Genomic DNA, 14,090 nt, shown 5'->3' on the forward strand with positions numbered 1-14,090 from the left:
CCGGCCAGGGGTCTACGACGCCGCGCGCCCCGCAGCCGTCCGGCGCGGGTTCACACCGGCTCCAGCCGCCACCACTGCGACGGGGAGTCGGTGTCCTCGCCCTGCCGGGCCCGGCCCTCGGCGTCGGCCTCCAGCGACAGCCCGCTGATGCACGCCACCAGCGACACCACCCCCGGCTCGTCGAGGTGTTCCTCGACGAGCCACTCCTGCGCCCCGAAGGCATTGGCCCGCCACACCTGCACCCGGGCCCCGCTGTCCGTCGAGGCGTTCGCCACGTCCAGGCGCCGCCCGTTGTCCTCGCTCACGACGTGGAAGATCCCGCCGCCGCTGTGCACCGGCGAGATCCGCCACCGGCGGGCGGCGGCGGGCGCGGGCGGCCCGTCCGGGCCCACCCGCACCCGGGAGGCGCCCTCCAGCTGCAGCACCAGGCCGCTGTCCACGTTGCGGATCCGGTAGACCCCGTCCACGAGGTTCACGCGCCCGCTCCTCAGACGTCGAAGACGGCCGGGTCCGGACCGATCCGGCGGCCCGCCGCGCCCGCACCGAGGGCGGACAGCTCCGCGAGGTCCGCGGCGTCCAGCTCGAAGCCGAACACGTCCAGGTTCTCCCGGATCCGGGAGGGCGTCACCGACTTCGGGATCACGACGTTGCCGAGCTGCAGGTGCCAGCGAAGTACCACCTGCGCGGCGCTGCGGCCGTGCCGGGCGGCGACGGCGGCGACCGCGGGAAGGGTCAGCAGCTCCTTGCCCTGGCCGAGCGGGGACCAGGCCTCGGTGACGATGCCGAGGGAGGCGTGCAGCGCCCGCAGCTCCTCCTGCGGGAACAGCGGGTGCAGCTCGACCTGGTTCACCGCCGGCACCAGGGCGCTCTCGCCGCGGAGCCGCTCCAGGTCCGCCGGGCGGAAGTTCGACACGCCGACGGCCTTGGCCCGGCCGGACGCCGCGATCTCCTCGAAGGTCTTCCAGATGGCGAGGAAGTCGTCGCGCATCGGGCGCGGCCAGTGGATCAGGTACAGGTCGAGGTGGTCGAGGCCCAGCTTGTCGAGCGAGTCGTCGAAGGCCCGCAGCACCTCGTCCCGGCCCCAGCGCCGCTTCGGACCGTTCCACAGCTTGGTGGTGACGAACAGTTCCTCGCGCGGCACCCCGGACGCGGCCACGGCGCGGCCGGTGCCGCGCTCGTTGCCGTAGATCGCCGCCGTGTCGATGCTCCGGTAGCCGGCCTCCAGCGCCGTACCCACGGCCCGCTCGGCCTCGGAGTCCGGGACCTGCCAGACGCCGAAACCGAGCTGGGGCATGGCCGTGCCGTTGTTGAGCTTGATGCTGGGGACCTGGTTCACGTCTGGTCGTTCCCTCGGGGTCGGGGCGGTGTGGTCCGTGCCACGGCGTACGACGGGCGACAACCGGCCGCCCGTACGCCCTATTCCCGCCATCGGGGCGGACCTCACAGGCCTCCGCCGGACCCGGCGGCGACCCCGCCCGGACCCGGCGCCGACCCCGCCCGGACCCGGCGCCGACCCCGCCCGGACCCGGCGCCGACCCGCGCGGACCTCGCCCGGACCTCGTACGGCCCACCGGGGCGGCGCTCCCGCGGCGTGGTCACCGCGGACCCAGGTACGCCTCCCGCACCAGCGGGTTCGCCCGGACCTCGGCCGGGGTTCCCTCGGCGAGGACCGTACCGAGGTCCAGGACCACCACCCGCGCGCACAGCTCCATCACGAAGGCCACGTCGTGCTCGACCAGCAGCACCGCGCAGCCCTCCTCCCCGGCCAGCCTCCGCACCACCGCGGCGAGCCGCTCCCGCTCCGCCCCCGACAGCCCCGAGGCGGGCTCGTCCAGCAGCAGCACCCGCGGCCGGTCGGCCACCGCGCGGGCCAGCTCCACCATCCGGGCCCGCCCGGCCGGCAGCCCGCTCGGGTACGCGGGCCCCAGGGCCCCGATCCCGCACTCCGCCAGCAGCTCCCCGCCCCGCTCCCGGCGGGCCCGTTCCCGGGCCCGCCGGCCCGGCGCGGCCGGCAGGCCGGCGGCCAGACCGCCCCCGCCGCCCCGCCACTCCTGGGCGACGAGCACGTTGTCGGCCACGCTCAGCTGCCCGAACAACTGTCGGCGCTGGAAGGTCCGGCGCACGCCGTGCCGGGCCCGCCACACCGGGGAACGGCGGGTGACGTCCACCCCGTCGAGGAACATCCGCCCGCGGTCCGGCCGCCGGAGCCCCGACAGCACGTCGAACAGGGTGGTCTTCCCGGCCCCGTTCGGCCCGATCAGCCCGCACACCTCCCCGGCCCGGACCCCGAGGTCCACCCCGGTCAGGGCCCGGACCCCGCCGAACCGCACGCCGACCCCCCGCGCCTCGAACACGTACCCGCTCACCGCGCCACCCCCAGGTAGGCCTCGGTGAGCCGCTCCGCGTCCACCTCGGCCCGCGGGCCGCACCAGGAGACCCGGCCCCGGGCGAGGAAGGCCACGCGGTCGGCGATCCCGAGTACGGCGTCGGCCCTCTCCTCCACCAGCAGCACCGCGCAACCCGCCCCGCGGAGCTCGGTGAGCAGCGCGTACACCTCCTCCACGACGCGCGGAGCGAGGCCGAGCGAGGGCTCGTCGGCGAGCAGCACCGCCGGCGGGCGCTGCAACAGCGGGGCCAGCGACAGCATCTGCTGCTCCCCGCCCGACAGGGCCCCGGCGGCCACCCTGCGCCGCTCCCCGAGCCGGGGGAAACGGTCGTACACGGCCCGTCGTTCCCCGGGGTCCTCCAGGTGCAGGGCGAGGTTCTCCTCCACGGTGAGCGCCGGGAAGATCCCCCGCCCCTCGGGGGCGAGGAGCACCCCGGCCCGGGCGCGGCGTACGGGGCCGTCACGCGTGGCGTCCCGCCCGGCCACGAAGACCGACCCGCCCGTGGCGGGCAGCAGCCCGGCGGCCACTCGGCAGGCGGTGCTCTTCCCGGCCCCGTTGGGCCCGAGCACGGCCAGCACCTCCCCGCGCCGCACGCCGAGGTCCACCCCGCGCAGCACGTTCCCCCCGTCGTAGCCGGCCCGGATCCCGCGCAGCTCCAGCGCGGCCCGGTGGCCGGCCGGTGCCCCGGCGGGGTGCGCGGGGCGCGGAACGCCGCCGGTCGGGGCCGCGCGCCGCGCCCCGGACCCCTCTCCGGGGCGGGACCCCCCTCCCGGGCCGGTGCGCCCGCCGTGGCCCGGGGGCTCGCCTCCGGTGTCGGGAAGGGCCGGGGCGGGGGACCGCCCCGTGGAGCCCGGCTCCGCCCCCGCCACCCCGGCCGGGGAGCCCGCCGGCCGGTCGCCCCCGGCACGGGCCCGGCGTTTCGCCCGGCGCAGCGGAACGGCCGCGCAGTACCCGTCGGGGTCGTTGGCCAGCGCCAGTCCGGCCAGCCCGAACAGGATCACCGGCAGGTGCGCCGACTCCGTCACGTAGTCCGACAGCAGCCGCGGGGCCACCGCGTAGACCAGCCCCGCCACCACCGCGTACGGCGGCCTCCGCACGCCCGCCGCGACCACCACCGCCAGCCACACCAGCCCCGTCATCGCGGTGAAGTCCGTGGCCGTGATCCGGGTGTTGTACGAGGCGTACATCACGCCCCCGAAGCCCGCCAGTCCCGCCGACAGGGTGAACAGCAGCAGCTTCGTGCGCAGCACGGACACCCCCGAGGCCATCGCCGCGGCCGGCGCCGACCGCACGGCCAGCATCGCCCGCCCCGACGGCGAGTCGCGCAGCGCGCTCAGCCCGGCCGCCACCAGTGCGATCAGCACCACCAGCGCCACCCCCAGCGCCCGGTCGTCGGAGAGGTCCACCGGCCCGACCACGGGCCTCGGCACCGCCCACCCGGCGTCCCCGCCCCGCAGCCACCGCATCTGGAACAGCACCTGGTCGGCCAGGAACGCCAGCGCCAGGGTGGCCAGCGCCAGCGACCGCCCGCCGAGCCGCAGGGCCGGCAGCGCGACCAGCGCCCCCAGCACGGCGGCCACGCAGGTGCCGACCGCCAGCGCCGCCACGAACGGCCAGCCCCGGCTCATCAGCAGCCCCGCCACGAGGGCCGAGGCGGTGACGAAGGTGGCCTGCGCCAGGGAGACCATCGCGCCGAGCCCGGTCACCACCGTGAAGGACAGGAACACCAGGCCGACGGCCAGCCCCTGCGCGAGCAACCCGCTCCAGAAAGGGGTGGTGACGGTGTAGAGGGCCACGCACAGCAGCCCGGCGCCGGCCGCCCACACCCCCCACCGCCGTGCCCACGGGGCCCCGGCCAGATGGTCCGGCGACGGCGCGTCCGCCGGGGCGACCCCGGCGGTGCGCGCCCGCCGGGTGAGCACCAGCAGCCCGCCGAACAGGATCAGGAAGGGCACCGCCGTCCTGAACCCGGTGACGGACTCGGCGAAGGACGCGTACCCGGCGACCAGGTTCTGCAGCACCCCCAGCCCCAGCCCGCCCGCGAACGCCAGCGGCACGGACGCGAACCGCCCGATCACCGCCGCCGTCGCGGACACGAAGAGGAACAGGGTGAAGTCGTGCGCGGACAGCCCCAGCAGCGGGGTCGCCAGCACCCCGGCGAGGCCCGCCAGCCCCGACGCGATCATCCACGCGACCGACGACAGCCGGTCGGCGCTGATCCCGCGCAGCTCGGTCAGGGACCGGTCGTCCACGGCGGCCCGCAGCTGCAGCCCCAGCCGGGTGTGGCGCAGCAGCACCCACAGGGCCGCCGCCACCACCGCCGTGACCACCCAGGTGATCAGCTGGTCGGAGTCGACGCCGACGCCGTCCGCGAGCCGCCACGACCTCGCCGGGCTCGGCCCGACCCCCGGCAGCCCGAACTGGTTCTCCGCCGGCTTGAGCGGCGCGCCCGCGTCCGAGAGCAGCTCCACCGCCCACAGCCCGGCGGCGGGCAGCGCCACCAGCAGGCCGATGGTCGCCACGATCTGCGCGCTCTCCCCGACCCGCGCGAGCCGTCGGAACATCAGCCGGTCCAGCCCCCACCCGAGTCCGGGCGCCAGTCCGCAGACCACCAGCAGGGCCGCCGGGACGGCGGGCCAGCCGAGCCCGGAGTGCAGTTCGTAGAAGACCAGGGCGCACAGGTAGGCGGTGGCCCCGTGGGCGAAGTTGAACAGCCCGGACGCCGAGTACGACAGCACCAGCCCGGTGGCCAGCAGCGCGTACAGGGCTCCGGAGACCAGACCGCTCAGCACGAAGACGAGCAGATCCCCCATGGCGGGCCCCTACGCGAAGGGGACGGGCTGGTGGCAGGCGAACGGCACGGCCACCTCGTACGCCCCGTCCTTCAGCCGCACCAGCGCACCGCAGCCGAAGCTGTCCTTCTGGCCCTTGGGCTCCGACCGGTCGCCGACCAGGGTCCCCGTGTCGGAGAAGCCCCGGGCGGCCGCCTGGAAGGACTCCACGGTGAGGTCGCGGCCCGCCTTCGCCGCGATGGACAGGAACAGGTCGGCCGACATGTACCCGGTCAGCATGTGCATGTTCAGCGGTACGTCCTGTCCGTTCGCCGCCGCCTTGACGTCGGCCTTGAACCGCTCCATCTTCGGGTCCGCGGACTCGAAGGGCTGGAACTGGAGCAGCACGTAGACCCCGTCGAGGGCCTGCCTGGTGGCGTCCTTGGCGAGGAGCCCCGGGTCGTAGTCCGTGGGATCGGTGAGTACGCCCCGGTAGCCGGCCCGCTTGAGCGCGGTGAACAACCCGATGTTGCTGGGGGTCTGCATGACGGAGACCACGGCGTCCGGGGCCTTCCCGTCGGGGCCCGCCAGGAGCTCCTTGACGTAGGCCGACCAGTCGCTGGGCACGGCCGTGGCCGGTACGGAGGCCTTGGCGTAGGACACCGTGAACCCGGCGGCGGTGAAGCCCTGCCGGAAGGTGCGGATGCCGAACTTCCCGGCGTCGCTGTCGTTGGCGATGATCGCGACCGACTTGCCCCCGGCCCCGCCGAGCACCCGGCCGATGCCCTCGGGCCAGGTCTGGTTGAGGGTGCCGCCGGGGGAGGGGACCAGGCAGCCGTTGAACCCGTAGACGTACTCCGGCCCGCAGAAGGACGGCAGGGTGCCCCAGCCGAAGGTGGGGACCTTCTCCTTTTCCAGGAAGTCGGCGCCGGAGAAGGTCACCGAGCTCATCGGGGACACCGCGAAGACCTTGTCCTGCTGGACCAGCTTGCGGGCGGCCGCCAGGTTCTTCCCCGGGTCCTGGCCGTCGTCCTCCGCGCCGATGTAGTCGATCCTGCGCCCGGCGACTCCGCCCTCGGCGTTCGCTCTCAGGAACCGGGCCCTGGCCCCGAGGTCGGTGTCCTTCTTGCTGTAGCCGCTCGCGCTGGTCATCGACACGATGCCGCCGACCTTGACGGAGTCCGCGCTCACCCCGCGCGTGTTCCCGGTCCGGCCTCCCGGCCCGTCGGGAGCGGGGCCGTGGGAGGTGGAGGCGGAGTTGCAGGCGGAGACGAACGCGAGGGCGGCCGCTGCGGCGGCCAGGGCGCGGACGGTTCGCGACATGGTGAGGATCCCCTCCGGTAGGAATCCCCGCATTCTGTGCGCGACCTGACGGACCGTCAATATCGGCGACCCGATGAAGTGACGGGCCATCAGCTCGACTCGTGGAGGTTCTCCGCGCAGCGCTCCCGGGAAGCCCGTTCAGGACGGGTACAGCTCCGCGACCTCCCGCGCGTACGCCTTCTCGATCGCCCGCCGCTTCAGCTTCAGCGACGGCGTCAGCAGCCCGCGCTCCTCCGTGAACTGCCCCGGCAGCACCCGGAAGGCCCGGATCCCCTCGGCCTGCGAGACCAGCGTGTTGGCGGCCACCACCGCCCGCCGCACCTCCGCCGCCAGCTCCGGGTCACCCACCAGCTGCTCCGCCGGCCGCTGCGGCAGCCCGCGCATCGACAGCCAGTGCGCCATCCCCTCCACGTCCAGGGTCACCAGCGCCGCGATGAACGGCCGGTCGTTGCCCACCAGCACGCACTGCGACACCAGCGGATGCGACCGCACCCGCTCCTCCAGCACGGTCGGCGCCACGCTCTTGCCGTTGGAGGTCACCAGGATCTCCTTCTTCCGCCCGGTGATCGTCAGGTACCCGTCCCGGTCGAGGCGCCCCAGGTCCCCGGTCGCCAGCCAGCCGCCGCGCAGCACCTCCTCCGTGGCCCGGGGATCGTTCAGGTACCCCGAGAAGACGTGATCGCCGCGCAGCCACACCTCCCCGTCGTCGGCGATGTGCACCGTGCTGCCCGGGATCGGCCGCCCCACCGTCCCGTACTTCGTCGCCCCCGGCGGATTCGCCGTGGCGGCGGCGCAGGACTCGGTCAGCCCGTACCCCTCGAACACCGTGATCCCGGCGCCGTCGAAGAACAGCCCCAGCCGGCGTGACATCGCCGACCCGCCCGACATCGCGTGCCGGACCCGGCCGCCCAGCGCCTCGCGCACCTTCCCGTACACCAGCTTCTCGAAGAGCTGGTGCTCCATCCGCAGCCCCGTCGACGGCCCCGGCCCGGTGCCGAACGCCTTCTGCTCGCGCGCCTCCGCATACCGCACCGCCGTCTCCACCGCCCGGTCGAAGGGACCCCGGCGCCCCTCCGCCTCCGCCTTGCGGCGGGCCGCCGCGAACACCTTCTCGAAGACGTACGGGACCCCCAGCACGAAGGTCGGCCGGAAGGCCGCGAGGTCCGGCAGCAGTTCGGCGGCGGCGAGCACCGGCTGGTGCCCCAGCTTGACCCGGGCCCGTACGGCGGCCACCTCCACCATCCGCCCGAAGACGTGGGCCAGCGGCAGGAAGAGCAGCGTCGACGGCTGCTCGCCCGGTCCGGCCCGGAACACCGACTCCCAGCGGTCCACCAGGGTGTCCGCCTCGAACATGAAGTTCGCGTGGGTGAGCACGCAGCCCTTGGGCCGGCCCGTGGTCCCCGAGGTGTAGATGACGGTGGCGACCGCGTCCGGGGTCACGGCCCGGCGGTGACGGTGCACCACGTCCCCGTCCACCGACCGGCCCGCCTCCACCAGCTCCCCGACCGCCCCCGCGTCGAGCTGCCACAGCAGGCGCAGCCCCGGCAGCCGCTCGATCACCGAGCCGACCGTCATGGCCTGGTCCTCGTCCTCCACGACGCAGCCGGCGCAGCCGGAGTCGTAGAGGATCCAGTGCACCTGGTCCGCCGAGGACGTCGGGTAGACGGGGACGGGCTGGGCGCCGATCGCCCACAGGGCGAAGTCGAACAGGGTCCACTCGTAGCGGGTACGGGACATCACGGCGACCCGGTCCCCGAAACCGATCCCCTGCGCCAGCAGCCCCTTGGCGAGCGCCAGCACCTCGGCGGCCAGCTCCCCGGAGGTCACGTCCCGCCAGACGCCGTCCACCTTGCGCCCGAGCACCACCCGTTCGGGCTCCTCCCCGGCGTACTGGAAGACGCAGTCGGCCAGTCCGCCGACCGCAGGGCCCGTGACCACGGGTGGAACGCCGAACTCGCGCAACATTCCGCTCCTCTCCTGCCGAGCGCCGCGACGCTACCCCACCGGCCCGGGGCACCGGCACCCCCGCGGAAACCTCCACAAGATCCCCCCGGGCCCGCGTGCCCCGACGGCCCTGGTCGGGGCGCGTACGTCGCCCGGACGGGTGAGCCGGTCCGCTGTCCGGTCCCGCCCCGCGGGATGTCGCCCGGATACCGGGCCCCGTCCCGTGATCGGCTGCCGGGCGGCCCTTCCGTCCACTCCGACAGGTGGTTCCAGATGAACCGTCCCCGCCTCCTCGCCACGGCCTTCCCGACCCTGCTCGCGGCGGCGCTCTGCGGTGCCGCGGCGAGCCCGCCCGCGTCGGCCGCGGCCGCCGTGTCCGCGGCGCCCGCCGTGTCCGCCGCGCCCGCTGTGTCCGCCGCGTCTGCCGCGTCTGCCGTGCCCACCGTCAGGCCGCCCGTACCGCACTGCCTGGCCCCGGACGGCGTCGACATCAACAAGCTCTTCCACATCAAGCAGCGGATCATCGGCCCCTCGGCCTGCCGGGTCGCCTTCGCCGGGGAGCCCTGGGTCAGGGTCGTGCCGAGTTGGACGACCGCCGCGGACGCCCGGACCGCCGTCTATCCGGAGGGCTACCGGCCGCTCCGCCCCGGGATCGCCCCCGTCGAGGACTTCAACGCCAAGTTCGAGAGCGCCACCTACGTGCAGGACCGGGGCACCCCGCGGGAGAAGACCTTCACCTTCAGGAAGAAGGACGTCCTGCGCACCGGCTTCGTCGGCGACGACGGACTCCCCTTCACGGGGATCGCCTCACCGCCCTTCAAGGCGCTCCCCGTCGGTGCGCACACCTCCACCGTGTTGATCACCCTCAAGGCCGAGCACTGCGACGGCCTCGGAAACGTCCGCGAGGACAACTGCCTGCCGGCGGGCACCAGCCTGTACACCGGGGACACCCCCTTCGAGGTCCAGCCCCGCCCCCGTGACCTCCAGGCCCGCGAGGGGCTGCCCGGATAGCCCCCGGAACCCCGCCCCGCCCCGTCCCGGAACTACGCCGGCCGGCTCAGGCGGTCGCCGCCCGCCAGGACCGCGGCCGCCAGCGCCTCCGCCGCCGGGGTGGGGCGCCGCCCCTGGAGCAGGGCGAACTCCACCGGCCCCAGCTCCGGCAGCCCGCCCACCCGTACCAGCCCCGGCGGGATCAGCCCCCGGGTGTGCGCCATCACCCCGAGCCCGGCACGGGCCGCCGCGATCAGACCGCTGAGGCTGCCGCTCGTACACGCGATCCGCCACGCACGCCCGTCCCGCTCCAGCACCTCCAGGGCCCGCGCCCGGGTGATGCCCGGCGGCGGGAACACGATCAGCGGCACCGGACGCTCCGGGTCCACGCGCGCCCCCTCCGCCCCGATCCACACCATCCGGTCCCGCCACACCAGCCGGCCCCGCTCGTCCCCCGGCCCGCGCCGCTTGGCCAGGACCAGGTCGAGGCGCCCCGCGTCCAGCCGCTCGTGCAGGATCCCCGAGAGCTCGACCGACAGCTCCAGGTCCACTTCCGGATGCTCGTGCCGGAACCCCTCCAGGATCTCGGGGAGCCGGGTCAGCACGAAGTCCTCCGACGCCCCGAACCGCAGCCGCCCCCGCAACCGCGTCCCGGTGAAGAAGGCAGCCGCCCGCTCGTGCGCCTCCAGGATGGTCCGCGCGAAGCCCAGGAGCGCCTCGCCGTCCTCCGTGAGCCCGACGCTGTGGGTGTCCCGGACGAACAGCGTCCGCCCCGTCGCCCCCTCCAGCCGCCGCACGTGCTGGCTGACCGTGGACTGCCGCACGCCGAGCCGGGCGGCGGCCTGCGTGAAGCTGAGCGTCTGGGCCACCGTGAGGAAGGTCCGCAGCTGAACGGGGTCGTACATGGAACCAGCCTATTGCGCTTCGTGATGACAGTCAGTGCAGTGTGCGTGTTTCCCGATGACCGCGCACCCGCGAGCATGAACGGACGACCCCCTCCGCTTCCAGCTCCCTCCCGCGGCCCTCCGCCCCGACCCACAGCGAGTGAACACCGACCATGCGACGCCGTCCCCGCCTCCCCGCCCGGCTGCCCCTGGACCCGTACGTACTGGCCCTGCTCGCCACCGTGGGCCTCGCCGCGCTGCTCCCGGCCCGGGGCGCGGCCGCCACCGTCGCCGACGGCGCCTCCACCGGCGCCGTCGCCCTGCTCTTCTTCCTCTACGGGGCCCGGCTCTCCACCCGCGAGGCCCTCGACGGGCTGCGCCACTGGCGCCTCCACGTCACCGTGCTGGCCTGCACCTTCGTGCTCTTCCCGCTCCTCGGCCTGGCCGCCCGCGGCCTCGTCCCCACCCTGCTGACCCAGCCCCTGTACAGCGGCCTGCTCTTCCTCTGCCTGGTCCCCTCGACCGTCCAGTCCTCCATCGCCTTCACCTCCATCGCCCGGGGCAACGTCCCCGCCGCGATCTGCGCCGGCTCCTTCTCCAGCCTCGCCGGCATCGTCCTCACCCCCCTCCTCGCCGCCGGCCTGCTCGGCGCCGACGCGGGAGGCTTCTCCCCGGACTCCCTCCTCAAGATCGTCGTCCAGCTGCTGCTGCCCTTCCTCCTCGGCCAGGCCCTGCGCCGCTGGGTGGGCGGCTTCCTGGTCCGCCACAAGAGGGTGCTCGGCTACGTCGACCGGGGCTCGATCCTGCTCGTCGTCTACGCCGCCTTCAGCGCGGGCATGGCCGCCGGAGTCTGGCACCGCGTCAGCCTCCCGAGGCTCGGCGCGCTGCTGGCGGTGGAGGCCGTACTCCTCGCCGTGATGCTCCTCGTCACCTGGTACGGGGCCGGACGCCTCGGATTCGGCCGCGAGGACCGGATCGCGATCCAGTTCGCCGGGTCGAAGAAGAGCCTCGCCGCCGGACTCCCCATGGCCAGCGTCCTGTTCGGCGCCCAGGCCGCGCTCGCGGTGCTGCCGCTGATGCTCTTCCACCAGATGCAGCTGATGGTCTGCGCGGTCCTGGCCCGGCGCCGCTCCCGGGACCCGGGGGCCCCCGGGAGCGAACTCCCCCCGGGGTGTGTGGCGGAGGTCTCGCCCCTGGCCCAACACCCGGCCCCGCAGGGCCGGTAACGTGCGGCGGTGACCTGGATACGCCCGCTCGCCGCCCATGCCCCGCGCCCCTGCACCCTGGTGGTCTGCCGCGGCTGCTGCTGCGGGGACCCCCGCAAGAACCCCGGTTCCGACCACGCCGGCCAGCTCGCCCGGCTGCGGGAGGCCGCCGCCGCGTCCGGGGGCCGGCTGGCGGTCCGTACCAGCGACTGCCTCGGACCGTGCGCGCAGGCCAACGTGATCGTGGTCCAGCCCACCAGCGAGGCCCGGAGCCGGGGCGCCCGGGCCGTCTGGTTCGGCTGGGCCCTCGACGACACCGCCACGGACGAGATCATCGACTGGGCCCGGTCCGGCGGTCCCGGCAGCACCCCGGTCCCCGCCACCCTGGACCTGCACCGCATCGACCCCCCGGCCCCGAAGGAGCCCACCACCCCGCGCCGGGGCCGCCGGCGCTAGCGCCGGCGGCCGCCGCAGCGGCCTCCGTGGTCCTGGGGCCGGGCGCCCCTACGCGGGTCCGGCGGGCAGGACGATGCGGTGGTCGCCCGCGTAGATGTTCATGTCCGGGCCCCGCAGGAAGCCCACCAGGGTCAGGCCGGACTCCAGGGCCAGGTCCACCGCCAGCGAGGACGGCGCCGAAACCGCCGCCAGCACCGGGATCCCGGCCATGACGGCCTTCTGCGCGAGCTCGAAGGAGGCCCGGCCCGACACCAGGAGCACCGCACCGGCCAGCGGCAGCCGTCCCGCCTGCAGGGCCCGCCCGACGATCTTGTCCACGGCGTTGTGCCGGCCCACGTCCTCCCGTACGTCGAGCAGCTCCCCGTCCGCCGAGAACAGCCCGGCCGCGTGCAGCCCGCCCGTGCGGTCGAAGACCTTCTGCGCCGCGCGCAGCCGGTCCGGCAGCTCGCCGAGGAGGCCGGCCGTCACCCGTACCGGGTCGGCGGCGAGCCCCGGGAAACGGGTCGCCGTACGGACCGCGTCCAGGCTGGCCTTGCCGCACAGACCGCAGGAGGAGGTGGTGTAGACGTTCCGCTCCAGCGTGATGTCGGGCACCGGCACTCCGCGGGCCAGCTGCACGTTGACCACGTTGTAGGTGTTGGAACCGTCCTCGGTCGCACCCTCGCAGTAGGTGACGGCCTGGACGTCCGAGGCGTGCGCGACCACGCCCTCACTGGCGAGGAAGCCCACCGCCAGCGCGAAGTCGTCACCCGGGGTGCGCATCGTGATGGCCAGCGGCTTGCCGTTGAGCCGGATCTCCAGCGGCTCCTCCGCGACCAGCGTGTCGGGGCGCGCCCCGACGGCCCCGCCCCGGATCCGTACGACCCGGCGCCGCTCGGTGACCCGTCCCATGGCGATCAGCCACCCGTTCCGTACTCGTCGTGCTCTTGACGAGGACATTCTCGCGGATTCGCGGCCCACGGGGCTCCCGGCAGGAAGTTGCTCGGAATTCTCCAAATTCCGGTGCAGGAATCCTGTCGGGTCACACGCACCCGTACCCACCGGTAGCAGGCGAAGCTGGGTAATTCCTGACCGCCGTACAGAGGGGGACCCCGCCCATGACCGGTTCACGCGTGGTGGCGCTAGGGCACTACCAGCCCGCGAAAGTGCTCACCAACGAGGACCTCGCGGCCATGGTCGACACCAACGACGAGTGGATCCGGTCGCGCGTCGGCATCCGGACCCGGCACGTCGCGGGTCCCGAGGAGCCCGTGGACGAGCTGGCCTACCAGGCCGCCGGCAAGGCCCTCGCGAACGCCGGTCTGATCCCGGACGACGTCGACCTCGTTCTGGTGGCCACCTCCACCGCCATCGACCGTTCCCCCAACATGGCCGCGCGGGTCGCCGCGAAGCTGGGCATGGGCGGGGCGCCCGCGGTGATGGACATCAACGTCGTGTGCTCGGGCTTCACCCACGCCCTGGCCACCGCCGACCACGCGATCCGGGCCGGCGCCGCGACCCGCGCCCTGGTCATCGGCGCCGACAAGATGACCGAGATCACCGACTACGCCGACCGCACCACCTGCGTGCTGACCGGCGACGGCGCGGGCGCGGCCGTCGTCGAGGCCAGCGCGGAGCCGGGCATCGGCCCCGTCCTGTGGGGCTCGGTGCCGGAGATGGGCCACGCCGTGCGCATCGAGGGCTCCCCGCCGGTCTTCGCGCAGGAGGGCCAGTCCGTCTACCGCTGGACCACCAGCCAGCTCCCGCCGCTCGCCCGCAAGGTCTGCGAAAAGGCCGGGATCACCCCCGAGGACCTGGCGGGGGTCGTCCTGCACCAGGCGAACCTGCGGATCATCGAGCCGCTCGCCGCCAGGATCGGCGCCGTGAACGCCGTGGTCGCACGCGACGTCGTCGACTCCGGCAACACCTCGGCGGCCAGCATCCCGATGGCCCTCTCCAAACTGGTCCAGCGGGGCGAGATCCCCTCCGGCGCCCCGGTCCTGCTCTTCGGCTTCGGCGGCAACCTCTCCTACGCCGGCCAGGTCATCCACTGCCCCTAGGGGGTGTCTGACGGATGTCCGTGGGGAAGGAGCGGCGTCCGGTGCGTGCTCTCGGCGTGCCGACCGGAAGCCCGCGTACCGGACGTACTTG

Annotated in this window: 12 protein-coding genes; 4 read left to right on the top strand and 8 right to left on the bottom strand. The window is 74.6% G+C overall.

All coding sequences use genetic code 11. The features are described from left to right. Window positions 1–50: 50 nt before the first annotated feature. The 6 genes from ACZ5D2_RS36290 to ACZ5D2_RS36315 all read right to left on the bottom strand — a co-directional run bounded on the left by ACZ5D2_RS36290 (window position 51) and on the right by ACZ5D2_RS36315 (window position 8,443). The gene (locus ACZ5D2_RS36290; protein WP_468935438.1) at window positions 51–476 is read right to left on the bottom strand and encodes an RICIN domain-containing protein; all 426 of its coding nucleotides are present in this window, start codon (window positions 474–476) and stop codon (window positions 51–53) included. Window positions 477–487: 11 nt separating this feature from the next. After that, complete coding sequence (locus ACZ5D2_RS36295; RefSeq protein ID WP_468935441.1) at window positions 488–1,336, bottom strand: aldo/keto reductase; 849 nt, start codon at window positions 1,334–1,336, stop codon at window positions 488–490. Between the two features lie 259 nt (window positions 1,337–1,595). Continuing rightward, entirely contained in the window at window positions 1,596–2,366 is a 771-nt protein-coding gene (locus tag ACZ5D2_RS36300) for an ABC transporter ATP-binding protein (protein WP_371675787.1), read from the bottom strand. Further along, window positions 2,363–5,200: an ABC transporter permease subunit gene (locus ACZ5D2_RS36305; protein WP_468935445.1), complete on the bottom strand. Its 2,838-nt coding sequence runs from the start codon at window positions 5,198–5,200 to the stop codon at window positions 2,363–2,365. Before ACZ5D2_RS36305 ends, ACZ5D2_RS36300 begins: the two co-directional genes overlap by 4 nt. 9 nt (window positions 5,201–5,209) lie before the next feature. Then, window positions 5,210–6,481, bottom strand: a complete 1,272-nt coding sequence (locus tag ACZ5D2_RS36310) for an ABC transporter substrate-binding protein (protein WP_468935448.1) — start codon at window positions 6,479–6,481, stop codon at window positions 5,210–5,212. A 138-nt stretch (window positions 6,482–6,619) separates the two neighbouring features. Then, window positions 6,620–8,443 carry an AMP-dependent synthetase/ligase gene (locus ACZ5D2_RS36315; protein ID WP_371681114.1) on the bottom strand — a complete coding sequence of 608 codons (1,824 nt, stop codon included), beginning with the start codon at window positions 8,441–8,443 and terminating at the stop codon, window positions 6,620–6,622. Window positions 8,444–8,698: 255 nt separating this feature from the next. On the opposite strand from ACZ5D2_RS36315, the gene ACZ5D2_RS36320 reads away from it, so the two are divergent. Then, the gene (locus ACZ5D2_RS36320; RefSeq protein WP_468935451.1) at window positions 8,699–9,436 is read left to right on the top strand and encodes a hypothetical protein; all 738 of its coding nucleotides are present in this window, start codon (window positions 8,699–8,701) and stop codon (window positions 9,434–9,436) included. A gap of 32 nt (window positions 9,437–9,468) precedes the next feature. Here the strand turns inward: ACZ5D2_RS36320 and ACZ5D2_RS36325 are convergent, their stop codons facing one another. Then, a complete protein-coding gene (locus ACZ5D2_RS36325) occupies window positions 9,469–10,320 on the bottom strand; it encodes a LysR substrate-binding domain-containing protein (RefSeq protein ID WP_371675783.1) in 852 nt (283 codons plus the stop codon). Window positions 10,321–10,472: 152 nt separating this feature from the next. On the opposite strand from ACZ5D2_RS36325, the gene ACZ5D2_RS36330 reads away from it, so the two are divergent. Then, on the top strand, window positions 10,473–11,525 hold the full coding sequence (locus tag ACZ5D2_RS36330) for a bile acid:sodium symporter family protein (RefSeq protein WP_468935454.1): 1,053 nt from the start codon (window positions 10,473–10,475) through the stop codon (window positions 11,523–11,525). 9 nt (window positions 11,526–11,534) lie between these two features. Then, window positions 11,535–11,960: a (2Fe-2S) ferredoxin domain-containing protein gene (locus ACZ5D2_RS36335; protein WP_266843755.1), complete on the top strand. Its 426-nt coding sequence runs from the start codon at window positions 11,535–11,537 to the stop codon at window positions 11,958–11,960. Window positions 11,961–12,008: 48 nt separating this feature from the next. Here the strand turns inward: ACZ5D2_RS36335 and fdhD are convergent, their stop codons facing one another. Then, window positions 12,009–12,851, bottom strand: coding sequence for a formate dehydrogenase accessory sulfurtransferase FdhD (gene fdhD, locus ACZ5D2_RS36340; protein ID WP_468935457.1), 843 nt, complete (start codon window positions 12,849–12,851; stop codon window positions 12,009–12,011). A gap of 206 nt (window positions 12,852–13,057) precedes the next feature. Between fdhD and ACZ5D2_RS36345 the strand changes: the two genes are divergently transcribed. Beyond that, window positions 13,058–13,999, top strand: coding sequence for a beta-ketoacyl-ACP synthase III (locus ACZ5D2_RS36345; RefSeq protein ID WP_266843757.1), 942 nt, complete (start codon window positions 13,058–13,060; stop codon window positions 13,997–13,999). Window positions 14,000–14,090 lie beyond the last annotated feature (91 nt).

Source organism: Streptomyces sp. NPDC031479, from assembly GCF_055581065.1.